This is a genomic window from Citrobacter sp. Cf132 (assembly GCF_030333885.1).
Taxonomy (GTDB): Bacteria; Pseudomonadota; Gammaproteobacteria; order Enterobacterales; family Enterobacteriaceae; genus Citrobacter; species Citrobacter freundii.
Genome location: NZ_JAOWFA010000057.1, coordinates 802,866 through 818,190 on the forward strand (window position 1 = coordinate 802,866; position 15,325 = coordinate 818,190).

Here is a 15,325-nt window from a genome sequence, read left to right on the forward strand (position 1 = left end):
ATTAAAGAAATCTGTCATTATGGCAGATTTTTTTAACTCATAAAGTTGTAATGAGTGCACTATTTATTACAAACTCGGATATTTTCCATCATCATCAACTAAAAATATCTGAGATAGGTACCAGGTATCATTCTCTTTGGACAATTGATATTCATAAATAGGTGAATAATACTGCCTCGATAATCTGGTCGTCACGGTCGCTACTTTTTCAGAAATCTGAACCGATATGATGTTCTCTTGCTCAGGATCATGACTAGACTCAGAACCAAAAGCTATAGGCTCGCCCTGAAAACCAGGTTTTGTATATTTATTCAAAAGCTCATTCCAACCCTTCTGGGCCAGGAGCATAACTTCTTGCTTTCCGTAGTTCTGATTTCTCTGAAATGACTGGTCATTCCAATATTTATAATCCCTCTGGAAAGCGGTGATTACCTGTTCCGGAGTATTTGCCAGTATGTCCCCAGCGCTTAAAAATCCAACGCTTAACATAACTAATTTAATCAACAGATGTCTCAACAAGTTCACCCATATTTGGCATGCTTTCCTTCAGTGTCTCGCAAAGGACTTTTTGAAGTCAACTTCATTAATGGTTGCACAACCAAAACGACTGAACTGTATAGATTCCGGGCATACCGGCCCGTGGTTAGCAACCAGGAAAAATTCCTCTCGTTCTTCATTTAAAAAATTCTGGGGAAAACATCCTGCCTTTCTCCCCTTTGATGTAGTGCTACTCTTTAAGCAAACCAACTTTGAGGGTATTGCTGATGATGTTGACCCGCCATCTGCTACAGCAAAAATCACACTTCTGGAACCGTTCTACGAGGATCAAACGGCAGCGTTTGCCGTGAGTGTTGCACGTGAATTATTGCTTTACATGGATAAAACTGAGGCGCTGGAGAAACTTATTGCGACTCCGGTTACACTACCTTATTGCAGCGCAAGTCCGGTTTGTGAGATTGAGGCGGGCTATGCCGCAGGCGTAAACGACTGCCGCGAGGCCATCCGGCGGGCAGGGTATCCTATCGAAGGTGATGATTAGTTTGCGCTTATGTTAACAAATATGTGCTTTTATTGTATAAATCTGTAACCTAAGCGCGCGATTGCGGGCTACATCAACGTACCTGCTTCGGAGTGGCAAACATCCTCTATCAACGTACAACGCTGTTATGCAACAACATAAACGGGTAACCGATTTGGCAATACTGTTAACTATCAGGGTGGACTCGTGAAGATTGTGCAGGATAAGCTCAGAAACAGGCAGGCTCTGCTGGTATCCGGGCTCATTACGTTGATTTTTACCTCGTTGTTTCTGTTTATCATTTATGAACAGCGTATGGCTGCCGCCAGTGAAGGCGTTAGCCGCCTGCAAGCTCACATGTTGGACATTTTTAACGATAATGAACTGATTGCCGATGCGATTGGCGAGCGTTATTACCACATCAAAACCGGCGAACAGTGTGGTGTTATGGCGCAGTTTGTTCCGCGAAACAAAGATGAATGGGGAATTAACGCCGACCCAAAGCGGGTTCATTCTGCAACGGGGACGATTATTGCCCAGCAACCCAGCCATAATGCGCTGTGTATGTATACTGCGGCGGAGTTCATTCGCGGAATGGTTAATGAGCTAAATCCAGGCAGCTTCGATGCGCACCGTTACATTATCGCCAGCAATTCAGATTATTTTTATTGGTTTATGGCTTCTGACTCGCGCAATTTCAGTTTTTCTGACTCCGAAATGGCGATGGATATAACGCATTTTTTCTATCCGCCCACCGATTTCTATACCCGGTTGTTGCAAAAAAACGTCAAAAATAAAGCTCTCAGTTCAACAAACTTCTATACCGATAAAATTACCGGTGAAAAAGCCTACAGCGTAGTGAGCTATATCTACGATCTGTCGGGTAAGGAGATATCAGACCAAATCGTTGCCTATCTGGTCTATGATCATTCGAAGCCTGAGCTGCAGGAAGCGTTAGCCGAGGCGTTTGATAATCAAATCCTTCCCGGATTGAACGTGGAGTTAGTGAATCTGACCAACAAAGAGAGCCTCTGCTTATCCGGCAAATGTGCGGGGCAATCCAGCTATTTGGTGCGCAATTTTTCGGAGAAATATGCGCTGCACTATTCGCTTTCATTAGGCCGTTTTATGGCGCGCGATACACATGCCGGGATTGTTATCCTGCTGGCGCCGTTCTTTTTCATCATCATTAGCTTCTCGTTAAAGTCATGGCTAAACGAAAGCGACCTCAAGGTTTATATCGATACTCTGACCGGCTGTTTTAACCGCCGAATACTCGACATTATCAAGCGTCGGGATTTATCACACTGTTCGGTGGTGCTACTGGACTGCAATAAATTTAAGGCCGTCAATGATACCTGGGGCCACGCGGCAGGCGATCGCGCGTTGCAAATTATCGCCAACAGGATGCTGTCAAACACCCGCACCAGCCACGATATTGTGATTCGTACCGGCGGGGATGAATTTATGATCCTGCTGTTTCGATCGCAGGCAACTGACGCCATAGCAATCGCGCAACGTATTAGCGGGCAGGTGACCAGTCATGTGTTTGTGGTGGATGGGCATACCGTGCCATTGTCAGTATCGTGGGGAATTGCAGAGGTGAACGGTGAACTGGATGTGGCCATTCAGAATGCGGATAGCGCTATGTATAGAATGAAGCTGAAACCGCCAGACGTCTCTGGCGGTTGATTTAACTTACTGGTGGGTGGCGGCTTTCATCGTGCTGACAAACGCTTTCAGCTCAGCCAGCATCTGTTCCGGTGCCGCAACATTTTTCTCAATGATTTTCACAATTGCCGAGCCGGAAATTGCACCGGCAGCACCGGCTTCAATAGCTCCGGCTACCTGTTCAGGCGCAGAGATACCGAAGCCCTGTAAAGAAGGCGGAGCATCATATTGTTTCAGTTTTTCAACCAAATGATGCAGCGGCAATGCCGCACGATTTTCGGCACCGGTCACGCCTGCACGTGAAAGCAGATAAGTGTAGCCACGACCGTAAGAGGCAATCTGGCGTAGCAGTTCTTCATCAGCGTTCGGCGGGCAGATGAAAATCGGTGCGATGTTGTGACGCAGTGCAGCAGTTCTGAATGGCGCAGACTCCTCAACAGGGACATCGGCTACCAACACAGAATCCACACCCACTTTTTCGCACTGGGCGTAAAACTCGTCAATGCCCTTGCTGAAGACCAGGTTGGCATACATCAGCAACCCAATGGGAATCGTCGGATGCTTCTGGCGAATCAGCGCCAGCATTTCAAAGCATTGCGATGGTGTGACGCCGGCGGCAAACGCACGCAGAGTGGCTTCCTGAATGGTTGGGCCATCGGCCAGCGGATCGGAGAACGGAATGCCGAGTTCAAGCGCGTCGGCACCAGCTTCAATCAGCGTATCAATGATTTTCAGTGACTGCTCAACAGACGGATCGCCCAGGGTTACGAAGGGGACAAAAGCACCTTCTTTGCGGTCCTTCAGCTGTGCAAACAGGTTTTCGTAACGTTCCATCAGATTTCCCCTCGCGCTTTCAGAATATCGTGTACGGTGAAAATGTCTTTGTCGCCGCGACCGGAGAGATTAACCACCAGTAACTGCTCTTTTTCCGGATTTTCACGCATCATTTTCAACGCGTGCGCCAGGGCATGGGAGGACTCCAGTGCCGGAATAATCCCCTCGTGCAGACACAGCGTTTTGAAGGCTTCCAGTGCTTCATCATCGGTTATTGAAACATAATCGGCGCGACCAATGCTGTTCAGGTACGCATGCTGTGGCCCGACCGACGGGAAATCGAGTCCGGCGGAAATAGAGTAAGACTCTTCAATCTGTCCTTCTTCGGTCTGCATCATCGGGGACTTCATGCCGAAGTAAATCCCGACACGACCATGTTTCAACGGCGCGCCGTGTTCTCCAGACTCAATCCCGTGACCGCCTGGCTCTACGCCAATCAAACCGACGCTGGTTTCATTAATAAAATCGGCGAACATACCGATGGCGTTAGAACCGCCGCCCACGCAGGCGATAACGGCGTCCGGCAGACGACCTTCTTTTTCCAGAATCTGCGCCTTGGTTTCTTCACCGATCATCCGCTGGAACTCACGCACAATAGTCGGGAAGGGGTGCGGACCTGCCGCTGTACCGAGCATATAGTGCGCGGTATCGTAGCTGCCAGACCAGTCGCGCAGCGCTTCGTTACAGGCATCTTTCAGCGTTGCGGAACCGCTGTGAACGGGGATAACTTCTGCACCCATCAAACGCATACGGAAAACGTTCGGCGACTGACGTTCAACATCTTTCGCGCCCATGTAAATACGGCATTTCAACCCCAGCAGTGCGCTGGCGAGAGCAGATGCAACACCGTGCTGCCCCGCGCCTGTTTCGGCGATAATTTCCGTTTTACCCATGCGCTTCGCCAGCAACGCCTGGCCCAGCACCTGGTTGGTTTTGTGCGCGCCGCCGTGCAGTAAATCTTCACGCTTGAGATACAGCGTCGTGTTGGTGCCTTGAGTAATGTTCTGGCACTTGGTCAGTGCGGTTGGGCGACCCGCATAGTTTTTCAGCAGGTCTGTAAACTGCGCCTGAAATTCAGGATCTTTTTGCGCGCTGACAAAAGCTTCTTCCAGCTGGCGCAGGGCAGGCATCAGAATCTGTGGCACATACATACCGCCAAATTCACCAAAATACGGATTGAGTAATGTTGTCATGTCCTTTTCCTTAATATGCGCGCAGCGTCTGAAAGACCGAAGCCAGAAGACGTGCATCTTTGATGCCCGGCTGTGACTCTACGCCAGAATTGAAATCGAGACCGGCACAGCCGGTTTTTGCCGCGTCAACGCAGTTATCTGCGCCAAGTCCGCCAGCCAGTAATACGTTATCCAGCGATTGTCCGCCTAAAAGTGACCAGTCGAAGCGTTGCCCGCTGCCGCCCTGACCGTTGTCGAATACGTATTTATCGACATGCTGATAATCCCGGGCTGGCAACTTATCGCTGACGCTGAGCGCCTTCCAGATTTGTACCTGTGCGGGTAGCGCATTGCGTAGCGCGTCTACGTAGGCCTGATCTTCGCTACCATGCAGTTGCACGGCCGTGAGTCCCAGAGCAGCCGCTGTTTCACGTACGTCGATAATTTCTGTGTTGCGAAACACCCCGACGTATTGCAGCGGCGCGCCGGTCATGACCTCTCGCGCTTGCTCAACGCTAACCGCGCGTGGCGATGTGGGTACAAAAATCAGTCCGCCATAAATCGCGCCGGATTTATACGCCGCGTTGGCATCCTGAGCCCGGGTTAAACCGCAGACTTTATTCTCGCCGAGCAGTACGCGACGCACGGCGGCGTGCAGATCATCATGCGACATCAGCGCGGAACCAATCAGAAAACCGTTGGCGAAGTGGCTGAGCTCGCGCACCTGACCATAGGTATTGATCCCGGACTCGCTGATGACGGTCACACCGTGGCCCAGTCGCGGCGCAAGCTGGCGGGTGCGATTCAAATCAATCGACAAGTCGCGTAAATCGCGGTTGTTGATACCAACGACTTTGGCGCCCAGTGCGATAGCACGCTCCAGCTCTTCTTCGTTGCTGACTTCGGTCAGTACGCCCATTTTCAGGCTGTGGGCGACGGCGGCGAGTTGACGATATTGTTCATCATCGAGGACCGACAGCATCAACAAACAGGCGTCCGCCTGGTAGAAACGCGCCAGGTAAATCTGGTAAGGATCGATAATAAAGTCCTTACACAGAACAGGTTGCGGCGCGATGCGGCTGACGATAGACAGGAAATCAAAACTGCCCTGGAAATATTTCTCATCGGTCAGTACGGAAATCGCGGAAGCATAATGTTTATATACGCCCGCAATCTGTGCCGGATCGAAGTCATCACGGATCACGCCTTTTGACGGAGATGCTTTTTTACATTCCAGAATAAAGGCGGTGCGCGCACCTTGCAGCGCATCGTAGAAATCACGGGAGCTGGGTTGAACATCATTTTGAAAGCTGCCCAGCGGTTGTTGTTGTTTGCGGGCTTCTACCCAAATCGCCTTGTCTGCGACAATTTTCGCTAAAACGGTTTGCATCATTTACCCTCTTGCTGCCAGTGCAGTGACACGGTCATAGGCCGCACCGCTGCGCAGTACATTAATCACGGTTTGCGCATTGGCTTTCAAATCTTCTTCACCGTGCAAGCGCATTAACATGGCGACATTCGCGGCAACAGCGGCTTCATGAGCGGCTTCACCTTTACCTTGTAACAAGCGACTAAGAATGTCACGGTTTTCTTCCGGCGTGCCGCCAGCCAGCTGTTCCTGGTGGTAAGGCGTCAGGCCAAAGTCTTCTGCCGTCAGTTGATAACTCTTGATTTCCCCATCGTGCAGCTCTGCCACAATGGTCGGTGCATGCAGCGAAACTTCGTCCATGCCACCACTGTGCACTACGGCTGCCCGCTGATATCCGAGCACGCGCAGCGTTTCAGCAATCGGCAGCACCAGCTCCGGGCTGTAAACGCCGATCAGCGCCAGCGGCGGATGTGCCGGGTTAATCAACGGGCCGAGCACGTTAAACAGCGTGCGGGTTTTCAACTGCTGGCGTACCGGCATGGCATGGCGAAAACCGGTGTGGTATTTCGGCGCAAACAGAAAGCACACGCCGAGATCGTCAAGCGCCTGACGTGATTTGTCGGCGTTCATATCCAGATTGATGCCAAATGCCGCTAACAGATCCGAAGAGCCTGACTTGCTGGAGACGCTGCGGTTGCCGTGTTTGGCAACTTTCAGTCCGCAAGCCGCTGCAACAAAGGCGCTGGCGGTAGAAATATTGATGCTGTTGCTGCCGTCGCCGCCGGTACCGACAATATCGGCAAACAGATAATCAGGACGCGGGAACGGAGCGGCGTTTTCCAGTAGCGCGGTTGCCGCACCGGCAATTTCATTCGGGTGTTCACCACGAATTTTCATGCTCACCAGCGCCGCAGCCAGTTGTTCCGGCTTCAGTTCACCGCATACCACGGCAGAGAACAGCTGGTGGCTTTCCTGCTGGGACAGCGTTTGGGCCTGATACAGTTTCTCCAGAATTGGTTGCAACGTATTGGTTTGTTCAAGCTTCTGTTGCGCCCAGGCCAGCGTTTGTTCCAGCAAACGCGCGCCCTGGGTGGTCAGAATGGATTCCGGATGGAACTGGAAGCCGCAGACGCGATCGGTATCGTGACGCACCGCCATCACCATGCCGTTAAAGTGGGCGTTAATGGTTAATCCTGCCGGAACGTTGCTGCCAACCAGCGAATGATAGCGTGCCACCGGCAGCGGATTAGCCAGACCAGCAAACATTGCCTGACCGTCGTGTTCAATGCTGGACGCTTTGCCGTGCAGGATTTCTCCAGCCTGGCCCACATATCCACCATAGGCCTCAACAATGGCCTGATGTCCCAGACAAATGCCGATGATTGGCAGCTTGCCGCGCAGACGGGTTAACAGCTCCGGCATGCAACCTGCTTCGCTTGGCGCACCTGGGCCTGGAGAGAGCATCAGCACAGGATTTTTCATCGTTGCTAAGCGGTCAATCAACGTCTGGGCCGGAATATGGTTGCGGTAAATCACCACGTTGTGACCATTAGTACGCAGCTGATCCGCCAGGTTATAGGTAAAAGAGTCGATATTATCGAGCAGCAGAATGTCAGCCATTAGAAGGTCTCCTGTGCGTGGTGCGCGGTGGCGATAGCACGCAGAACCGCGCGCGCTTTATTACGGGTTTCATCGGCTTCAGACTGCGGTACAGAATCCAGAACAATCCCGGCACCGGCTTGTACGGTGGCAATACCGTCTTCCACGAGGGCGGAACGAATGACAATACAGGTATCCAGATCGCCATGAGCCGTGAAGTAACCTACCGCGCCGCCGTAGCTGCCACGGCGACGACCTTCTGCCTCGGCGATAAGCTGCATAGCGCGAACTTTTGGCGCTCCGCTTAACGTACCCATATTCATACAGGCGCGGTAAGCGTGCAGCACATCCAGATCGTTACGCAGCTCGCCGACCACGCGTGAAACCAGGTGCATAACGAAGGAGTAACGATCGACTTTGGTGAGGTCAGCAACATAACGGCTGCCAGGCGTACAGATGCGCGCCAGGTCGTTACGCGCAAGGTCAACCAGCATCAGGTGCTCAGAAAGCTCTTTATGGTCGGTACGCATCTCCAGCTCGATACGGCTGTCAAGGTCGCGGTCAAGTGAACCGTCCGCACGACGACCGCGCGGGCGAGTGCCGGCAATCGGGTAGATCTCAATCTGGCGGCTGGAGGCATCGTATTTCAGCGAGCTTTCCGGGGAGGCGCCAAACAGCGTGAAATCGTTGTCCTGCATGAAAAACATGTATGGGCTGGGGTTACTTTTCTTCAGCACATAGTAGGCTGCCAGCGGTGACGGGCAGGGCAGCGAGAAACGGCGGGACGGAACCACCTGGAAAATTTCGCCCGCGCGAATCGCTTTTTGCATCCCACGCACCACGGCGCCAAACTCTTCATCGCTCTGATTGCATTCGCAGCGCATCTGCGGGACTTCAGTGACCGGCAGCGGCGGCGCAGGCTCGGTAAGCTGTTGGCTCAGTTGCGCCAGACGGGCGTTAAGACGCTGTTTCTCCGCATCATTGGGGGTAAAAACACTGGCCTGAATTCGGGTGCTTTTTTTCTGGTGGTCGATAACCATCAGCGTTTCTGCCAGATAGAAGCAGTAGTCAGGACAACGGTTGCCCGCTTCAAGCTGAGGTAAATCTTCAAAACCGGCAACCAGGTCGTAGGAAAACAGACCGCCGAAGAACATCGCTTCACGTTCTTGCACAGGAACATTCACCAGCCCCTGCAGTAAGCGAAAAGCATCAAATACGGAAAGAGAACATAAACGAGCGTCTTCATCCAACAGAGGGCTGACGGCAGGGAATCGCAGATGACGACCATTCGGCTGTTTTTCATTCTCAACGCCAGCGGGCAGGGCTGCATCCAGCAAGGGCAGCAGCGATGCGCCGTTTGCGGATAACGCCTGAATAGTGACAGTGTCACCGAGGGCGGTAATGCGCAATGCGCTGTCGACTAGCAGCAAGCTCTTCAGATCGTCTTTGCTGTCGATATCTGCAGATTCCAGCAGCAGCGTTGCCGGACGTGCGCCACACACCTGATGAAACAGCGATGTCGGATTCTCACGGTAGGCGGCATCGCAGGCAAGCAGTTCGAGTATCGGTTTTTGTGTTTGCATCGTTATTCTCATTAATTTTGTTCAAAAAAAAGCCCGCTCATTAGGCGGGCCGGGTATCTGGTTGCAAATTGCAGACGTAAGACACTGCCCGAAATCAGGAAGTGCGCCACCAACCGTGCAGAAAAAATGTTGCTTTCATTTCAGATACCTTCTTCATGTGAACTTGCGTACTAGTTAACTAGTTCGGTGGGATAAAGTCAACACCTGATTTCAGTATATTTGCCGAAACCGCTATGATGGGCGTGTTACGACATTTATTGAAACGGGAGCCGCCTTGAGCGACACGAATTACGCAGTGATTTATGACCTGCATAGTCATACTACAGCCTCCGATGGGCGATTAACCCCAGAAGCCTTAGTACACCGTGCGGTAGAGATGCGAGTCGGTACACTGGCGATCACCGATCATGACACCACGGCGGGCATTGCGGCGGCAAGAGAAGAAATTTCACGTTCGGGATTAGCGTTAAATTTGATACCTGGTGTCGAGATATCAACTGTCTGGGAAAACCATGAGATCCATATAGTGGGTCTGAACATTGATATCGCCCATCCCATGATGTGCGATTTTCTGGCGCAACAAACGGAACGTCGTCAGCAGCGTGCGCGCCTGATTGCCGAACGACTCGACAAAGCGCATATCCCCGGCGCGTGGGAAGGGGCGTTGCGCCTGGCTGATGGCGGGGCGGTTACGCGGGGCCATTTTGCGCGTTTCCTGGTGGAATGTGGCAAAGCCACAACCATGGCGGATGTCTTTAAAAAATATCTTGCCCGTGGGAAAACCGGTTACGTTCCGCCACAGTGGTGTACAATAGAACAAGCTATTGATGTCATTCATCATTCTGGCGGTAAGGCTGTTCTGGCTCATCCTGGGCGGTACGATCTTAGCGCTAAGTGGCTGAAAAGACTGGTTGCACATTTTGCTGAACATCGCGGCGACGCGATGGAAGTAGCGCAGTGTCAGCAGTCTCCCAATGAACGCACCCATCTGGCGACGCTTGCGCGTCAGCATCAATTGTGGGCATCGCAAGGGTCTGATTTTCATCTACCCTGCCCATGGATTGAGTTGGGTCGTAAACTTTGGTTGCCCGCAGGCGTAGAAGGCGTCTGGCAACTTTGGGAGCAGCCCGAGATCACAGAGAGGAAAGTATGAGCCAGTTTTTTTATATTCATCCCGAAAACCCGCAGCAGCGGCTGATCAATCAGGCCGTTGAAATCGTGCGTAAAGGTGGGGTGATCGTCTATCCAACCGATTCCGGTTATGCGTTGGGCTGCAAAATTGAAGATAAAGGCGCAATGGAGCGCATTTGCCGCATCCGTCACCTGCCGGACGGGCACAACTTTACGCTGATGTGCCGTGACCTGTCTGAACTGTCGACCTATTCGTTTGTCGACAACGTGGCCTTCCGTTTAATTAAAAACAACACGCCGGGCAACTACACCTTCATCCTGAAGGGGACGAAAGAGGTTCCGCGCCGCTTGTTGCAAGAAAAACGTAAGACCATCGGCCTGCGTGTACCCTCAAACCCGATAGCACTGGCGCTGCTTGAAGCGCTGGGCGAGCCGATGCTCTCCACGTCACTGATGCTGCCGGGTAGCGAATTTACCGAGTCAGATCCGGAAGAAATTAAAGACCGCCTGGAGAAACAGGTGGATTTAATTATCCACGGCGGATATCTCGGCCAGCAGCCGACCACGGTCATTGATTTAACCGACGATTCTCCGGTGGTGTTGCGTGAAGGCGTCGGTGACGTTAAACCTTTCTTATAAGGGCGCGAACCGCTATACTACGCGGCCTTAAAATGGCGCTGACTGGCGCCGTTGATTCTCCTGTTCGACGCCTGTGAAGGCGACACCTAAAGGAAGCTCTATGAGCGAAAAGTTACAAAAAGTGCTGGCGCGTGCTGGCCACGGTTCTCGCCGTGAAATCGAATCTATTATTGCCGCGGGTCGCGTGAGCGTTGATGGCAAAATTGCCACGCTCGGCGATCGCGTTGAAGTCACTCCGGGTCTGAAAATCCGTATCGACGGTCATCTGATTTCGGTTAAAGAGTCTGCGGAGCAAATCTGCCGTGTTCTGGCCTATTACAAGCCAGAAGGCGAACTGTGTACCCGAAACGACCCAGAAGGTCGTCCGACCGTGTTTGATCGTTTACCAAAACTGCGTGATGCGCGCTGGATTGCCGTAGGGCGTCTGGACGTGAATACCTGCGGTTTACTGCTGTTTACCACCGATGGTGAACTGGCTAACCGTTTGATGCACCCAAGCCGCGAAGTTGAGCGTGAATATGCGGTACGTGTGTTTGGTCAGGTTGATGATGCAAAACTGCGCGATCTGAGTCGTGGCGTGCAGCTGGAAGATGGTCCGGCGGCATTTAAAACGATCAAGTTCAGCGGTGGTGAAGGGATCAACCAGTGGTATAACGTCACGCTGACCGAAGGGCGTAACCGTGAAGTCCGCCGCCTGTGGGAAGCTGTAGGTGTACAGGTAAGCCGTCTGATTCGTGTCCGTTACGGTGATATCCCGCTGCCGAAAGGCCTGCCGCGTGGTGGCTGGACAGAGCTTGATCTTGCTCAGACCAACTATCTGCGTGAACTGGTGGAGCTGAAGCCGGAAACGACTTCTAAAGTGGCCGTCGAGAAAGATCGTCGTCGCATGAAGGCGAATCAGATCCGTCGTGCGGTGAAGCGCCACTCTCAGGTCGGCAGCAGCCGTCGTCCGGGTGGTCGCAGCAACAACGGTTAATCATAACCAGGCCTGATAAGCAAAGCGCCATCAGGCGTTAGCGTGGAGCCGGATGCGGCGCAAACGCCTTATCCGGCCTACACTCAATAATCGATCCCTGGTTGGGCTTTCACGCCCGCTTCAAACGCATGCTTGACCGGGCGCAGCTCGCTGACTGTATCTGCTAACTCCAGAATATCGCGATGACATCCACGGCCGGTGATAATGACCGTTTGATGGGCTGGGCGCGCGTTCAGGGCATTGATGACCTCTTCAAGCGGCAGATAGTCGTATGCCACCATGTAGGTCAGCTCATCCAGTATCACCATATCCAGTTCATCGTCGGCCAGCATCCGCTTGCCGTGTTCCCACACGGCCATACAGGCTGCGGTGTCAGACTCGCGGTTCTGCGTTTCCCAGGTAAATCCTGTCGCCATAACCTGAAACTCTACGCCGTGGGGTTCAAGTAAGTTACGTTCTCCGTTTGGCCACGTACCTTTAATAAATTGTACGACGCCGACTTTTTTACCATGGCCCACCGCGCGCGTGGCGGTACCGAATGCGGCGGTGGTTTTACCCTTACCATTTCCGGTGAACACGATGATAATTCCGCGCTCATCTTTCGCTGCGGCAACGCGTGCGTCAACCCGATCTTTTACGCGCTGTTGACGTTGCTGATAGCGTTCTTCACTCATTGGGCAATTCCTGGTTTACGGCCCGGCTGGGCATCAAAAGTCATACCGGTTTTACGGCGGCTGTCATCGCCCATCAGCCACAGGTAGAGTGGCATAATATCGGCGGGAGTTTTCAATTTTTGCGGATCTTCCGTTGGGAATGCGCTGGCTCGCATGCCAGTTCGCGTCCCACCAGGATTGATACAGTTTACGCGCAGATGACGGTTTTGATACTCATCAGCCAGAACCTGCATCATCCCTTCGGTCGCAAATTTTGAGGTGGCATATGCTCCCCAATTGGCGCGTCCCTGGCGACCGACACTGGAAGAGGTAAAGACCAGCGATCCGGCATCGGATTTGAGTAACAACGGCAGTAATGCCTGAGTCAGCATAAAAGTGGCATTTACATTTACCTGCATCACATCCTGCCAGATCTGCGGGTTTTGTTCACTCATTGGACAAATATCGCCGAGTAATCCGGCGTTATGCAGTACGCCATCCAGACGCGGGAAATGTGCAGCAATGCGCTGCGCAAGCTGGTGACATTCTTCAGAGGTACAGGTCAGTAGATCCAGTGTAAACCACTGTGGTTGTGTTCCGTTTTCATCGGCGATAGTGCGGGCAACCTGACGCAGTTTTTCTTCGTTACGCCCAAGCAGGATAACGGTCGCGCCATAGCGTGCATAGGTCTGCGCGGCTTCGCGTCCGATACCATCGCTGGCACCGGTGATAAGAATAATGCGGCCCTGTAGAAGGTCTTGTTTAGGTTGGTAATGCACGGCTACTCCTCGGCGACGTCCTGGATATCTCGTTCGCGATAACTTTTGGGCTTTATGCCTTAAACCCTGTACTTTTTCAATCAGCCAAAGGCAATAACACCGCAAAATGAACGCTTTGTCATGCTTTTTACTGATTCAGCACTGGATGTATGAAGCAAGACGAGGTGACACGCCTGTTGTACACTGAGCGGAAGTCGCGTTGTTTAACCAAGGTGGGTCTCGTGGAATTGTTGTCTGAATATGGGCTGTTTTTGGCAAAAATTGTCACTGTCGTGGTGGCTATTGCAGTGGTGGTGATGCTGATCGTAAACGCGACACAACGCAAACGTCAGCGTGGGGAATTGCGGGTTATTAACCTCAGCGATCAATATAAAGAGATGAAGGAAGACCTGTCGCTAGCCTTATTGGATGGGCATCAGCAAAAATTCTGGCATAAGGCGCAGAAAAAGAAACAAAAGCTGGAGGCGAAAGCGGCTAAGGCAAAAGCGAAACTGGGTGACAGTACGTCATCAGATAAACCTCGTGTATGGGTGCTTGATTTTAAAGGCAGTATGGATGCCCATGAGGTCAGCGCATTACGCGAAGAGGTGACGGCTGTGCTGGCGGTTGTTAAACCTCAGGATCAAGTGGTGGTTCGTCTGGAAAGTCCGGGTGGTGTGGTACATGGTTATGGCCTGGCTGCGTCCCAGTTACAACGTCTGCGCGATAAGCAGATCCCGCTGACCGTTACGGTAGATAAAGTCGCTGCGAGCGGCGGATATATGATGGCCTGCGTGGCGGATAAAATTGTCTCGGCGCCGTTTGCTATCGTCGGCTCAATTGGCGTGGTGGCGCAGATCCCGAACTTTAACCGCTTCCTGAAAGGGAAAGATATTGATATCGAACTGCACACCGCCGGACAGTATAAGCGTACGTTGACCTTACTCGGTGAAAACACGGAAGAAGGGCGGCAGAAATTTCGCGAAGATCTGAACGAAACGCATCATCTGTTTAAAGATTTTGTGCAGCGCATGCGTCCGACTCTGGACATTGAGCAGGTTGCCACCGGTGAACACTGGTTTGGTCAACAGGCGCTGGCAAATGGGCTGGTGGATGAGATCAATACCAGCGATGAGGTGATCCTCGGGCTGATGGAAGGTCGTGAAGTGTTGAACGTTCGCTATCTGCAGCGTAAAAAGCTGATGGATCGTTTTACCGGTAGTGCGGCGGAGAGCGCCGATCGTTTGCTGATGCGCTGGTGGCAGCGGGGGCAGAAGCCACTGATGTAAAATTGTCATTGCCGGATAGCGATGCTCACATATCTCCTATCCGGCCTACAAATATGCATCAATATAGGCTGGACAAGGCGATGCCGCCATCCGGCAAATTATTACTCGTGTTAATCGATCAAGTGATACTTTTCGGAAAGTACGTGCGCCAGGTGTTTAAACATATTAAACACCGCCGTACTTTTGGGCGTTGGTAGCCCTTGCTCGTCTAAAAAGTAATCTCCGCTGAAAACCAGCACGCCGTTTCGCTGCGTAACGCCGGTGGCGACAATCCCCGCCAGCGTGTCCTCATGCTCACGAATGATTTTGTTGGCTTCAATCAGCAGTGTTTCGCGATCGATGGGTTGAGTGTCTTTATGCATGATTTACTCCTTAAACAAGGACATTAGTCTACGCTGAGCCCGCCTTATGGGCAAATATTCCCTGACATAAATGAAGGTTTTACGACAGTGTTACAACTGGCGAGATTTGTTTTTGCATGCTAATAAAGTTGCGTAACGCATTTTATCAGGTACAGTGTGACGCTTTCGTCAATCTGGCAACAGATTTGCTTGACATTCGACCAATACTTCGTCGTGCTAGAGCGTTTGTGAGAAAAAAAGCCTGTTAACTCAGTTACATGAGAGTTACATT

Annotated in this window: 15 protein-coding genes, 1 pseudogene and 1 other annotated feature; of the genes and pseudogenes, 6 read left to right on the plus strand and 10 right to left on the minus strand. The window is 52.0% G+C overall.

The features are described 5' to 3' along the window. Positions 1-66: 66 nt before the first annotated feature. A complete protein-coding gene (locus OGV85_RS17270; protein ID WP_226794989.1) occupies positions 67-504 on the minus strand; it encodes a hypothetical protein in 438 nt (145 codons plus the stop codon). Between the two features lie 260 nt (positions 505-764). Between OGV85_RS17270 and OGV85_RS17275 the strand changes: the two are divergent. Both OGV85_RS17275 and OGV85_RS17280 read left to right on the plus strand, forming a co-directional pair. After that, positions 765-1,039 (plus strand): annotated as a pseudogene (locus tag OGV85_RS17275) (hypothetical protein). A gap of 186 nt (positions 1,040-1,225) precedes the next feature. After that, positions 1,226-2,710 (plus strand): GGDEF domain-containing protein, encoded by a 1,485-nt coding sequence (locus OGV85_RS17280; protein ID WP_003020649.1) that lies wholly within the window; start codon positions 1,226-1,228, stop codon positions 2,708-2,710. 6 nt (positions 2,711-2,716) lie between these two features. Here the strand turns inward: OGV85_RS17280 and trpA are convergent, their stop codons facing one another. The 6 genes from trpA to trpL form a co-directional block, all read right to left on the minus strand. Beyond that, the gene (gene trpA / locus OGV85_RS17285; RefSeq protein ID WP_003020647.1) at positions 2,717-3,523 is read right to left on the minus strand and encodes a tryptophan synthase subunit alpha; all 807 of its coding nucleotides are present in this window, start codon (positions 3,521-3,523) and stop codon (positions 2,717-2,719) included. After that, positions 3,523-4,716 (minus strand): tryptophan synthase subunit beta, encoded by a 1,194-nt coding sequence (gene trpB / locus OGV85_RS17290; protein WP_003020645.1) that lies wholly within the window; start codon positions 4,714-4,716, stop codon positions 3,523-3,525. Before trpB ends, trpA begins: the two co-directional genes overlap by 1 nt. A 10-nt stretch (positions 4,717-4,726) precedes the next feature. After that, a complete protein-coding gene (gene trpCF, locus OGV85_RS17295; protein WP_048218886.1) occupies positions 4,727-6,085 on the minus strand; it encodes a bifunctional indole-3-glycerol-phosphate synthase TrpC/phosphoribosylanthranilate isomerase TrpF in 1,359 nt (452 codons plus the stop codon). A 3-nt stretch (positions 6,086-6,088) separates the two neighbouring features. Continuing rightward, a complete protein-coding gene (gene trpD, locus OGV85_RS17300) occupies positions 6,089-7,684 on the minus strand; it encodes a bifunctional anthranilate synthase glutamate amidotransferase component TrpG/anthranilate phosphoribosyltransferase TrpD (protein ID WP_061547996.1) in 1,596 nt (531 codons plus the stop codon). Beyond that, positions 7,684-9,246 (minus strand): anthranilate synthase component 1, encoded by a 1,563-nt coding sequence (locus tag OGV85_RS17305; RefSeq protein ID WP_061547995.1) that lies wholly within the window; start codon positions 9,244-9,246, stop codon positions 7,684-7,686. Before OGV85_RS17305 ends, trpD begins: the two co-directional genes overlap by 1 nt. Positions 9,247-9,269: 23 nt before the next feature. After that, positions 9,270-9,364: a sequence feature (Trp leader region), on the minus strand. Continuing rightward, positions 9,341-9,385 carry a trp operon leader peptide gene (gene trpL, locus OGV85_RS17310; RefSeq protein ID WP_191229385.1) on the minus strand — a complete coding sequence of 15 codons (45 nt, stop codon included), beginning with the start codon at positions 9,383-9,385 and terminating at the stop codon, positions 9,341-9,343. (Overlaps the previous feature by 24 nt.) A gap of 135 nt (positions 9,386-9,520) precedes the next feature. Between trpL and rnm the strand changes: the two genes are divergently transcribed. The 3 genes from rnm (at position 9,521) to rluB (ending at position 11,992) form a co-directional block, all read left to right on the plus strand. Next, positions 9,521-10,399, plus strand: a complete 879-nt coding sequence (rnm, locus tag OGV85_RS17315; RefSeq protein ID WP_032949412.1) for an RNase RNM — start codon at positions 9,521-9,523, stop codon at positions 10,397-10,399. Continuing rightward, positions 10,396-11,016, plus strand: coding sequence for an L-threonylcarbamoyladenylate synthase (locus OGV85_RS17320; RefSeq protein ID WP_003020628.1), 621 nt, complete (start codon positions 10,396-10,398; stop codon positions 11,014-11,016). The genes rnm and OGV85_RS17320 overlap by 4 nt, the downstream gene beginning before the upstream one ends. Positions 11,017-11,116: 100 nt before the next feature. Beyond that, positions 11,117-11,992 (plus strand): 23S rRNA pseudouridine(2605) synthase RluB, encoded by an 876-nt coding sequence (gene rluB, locus OGV85_RS17325; RefSeq protein ID WP_003020625.1) that lies wholly within the window; start codon positions 11,117-11,119, stop codon positions 11,990-11,992. An 83-nt stretch (positions 11,993-12,075) separates the two neighbouring features. Here rluB and cobO read toward each other — a convergent pair whose 3' ends face one another. Both cobO and OGV85_RS17335 read right to left on the minus strand, forming a co-directional pair. After that, complete coding sequence (cobO, locus tag OGV85_RS17330) at positions 12,076-12,666, minus strand: cob(I)yrinic acid a,c-diamide adenosyltransferase (protein ID WP_003840707.1); 591 nt, start codon at positions 12,664-12,666, stop codon at positions 12,076-12,078. Then, positions 12,663-13,424 (minus strand): YciK family oxidoreductase, encoded by a 762-nt coding sequence (locus tag OGV85_RS17335; RefSeq protein ID WP_061547992.1) that lies wholly within the window; start codon positions 13,422-13,424, stop codon positions 12,663-12,665. Before OGV85_RS17335 ends, cobO begins: the two co-directional genes overlap by 4 nt. Positions 13,425-13,645: 221 nt before the next feature. Here OGV85_RS17335 and sohB point away from each other — a divergent pair, with 221 nt between their 5' ends. Beyond that, positions 13,646-14,692 carry a protease SohB gene (gene sohB, locus OGV85_RS17340; protein WP_003843986.1) on the plus strand — a complete coding sequence of 349 codons (1,047 nt, stop codon included), beginning with the start codon at positions 13,646-13,648 and terminating at the stop codon, positions 14,690-14,692. Between the two features lie 110 nt (positions 14,693-14,802). Here sohB and OGV85_RS17345 read toward each other — a convergent pair whose 3' ends face one another. Continuing rightward, positions 14,803-15,054 carry a YciN family protein gene (locus OGV85_RS17345; protein ID WP_003020616.1) on the minus strand — a complete coding sequence of 84 codons (252 nt, stop codon included), beginning with the start codon at positions 15,052-15,054 and terminating at the stop codon, positions 14,803-14,805. Positions 15,055-15,325: the final 271 nt, after the last annotated feature.

Bases quoted from the DNA above. Each gene is read 5' to 3' on its own strand.
- trpD (WP_061547996.1), bottom strand. From the start codon at position 7,684: ATGGCTGACATTCTGCTGCTCGATAATATCGACTCTTTTACCTATAAC.
- OGV85_RS17305 (WP_061547995.1), bottom strand. From the start codon at position 9,246: ATGCAAACACAAAAACCGATACTCGAACTGCTTGCCTGCGATGCCGCC.
- trpB (WP_003020645.1), bottom strand. From the start codon at position 4,716: ATGACAACATTACTCAATCCGTATTTTGGTGAATTTGGCGGTATGTAT.
- OGV85_RS17320 (WP_003020628.1), top strand. From the start codon at position 10,396: ATGAGCCAGTTTTTTTATATTCATCCCGAAAACCCGCAGCAGCGGCTG.
- OGV85_RS17345 (WP_003020616.1), bottom strand. From the start codon at position 15,054: ATGCATAAAGACACTCAACCCATCGATCGCGAAACACTGCTGATTGAA.
- trpCF (WP_048218886.1), bottom strand. From the start codon at position 6,085: ATGCAAACCGTTTTAGCGAAAATTGTCGCAGACAAGGCGATTTGGGTA.
- trpA (WP_003020647.1), bottom strand. From the start codon at position 3,523: ATGGAACGTTACGAAAACCTGTTTGCACAGCTGAAGGACCGCAAAGAA.
- cobO (WP_003840707.1), bottom strand. From the start codon at position 12,666: ATGAGTGAAGAACGCTATCAGCAACGTCAACAGCGCGTAAAAGATCGG.
- rluB (WP_003020625.1), top strand. From the start codon at position 11,117: ATGAGCGAAAAGTTACAAAAAGTGCTGGCGCGTGCTGGCCACGGTTCT.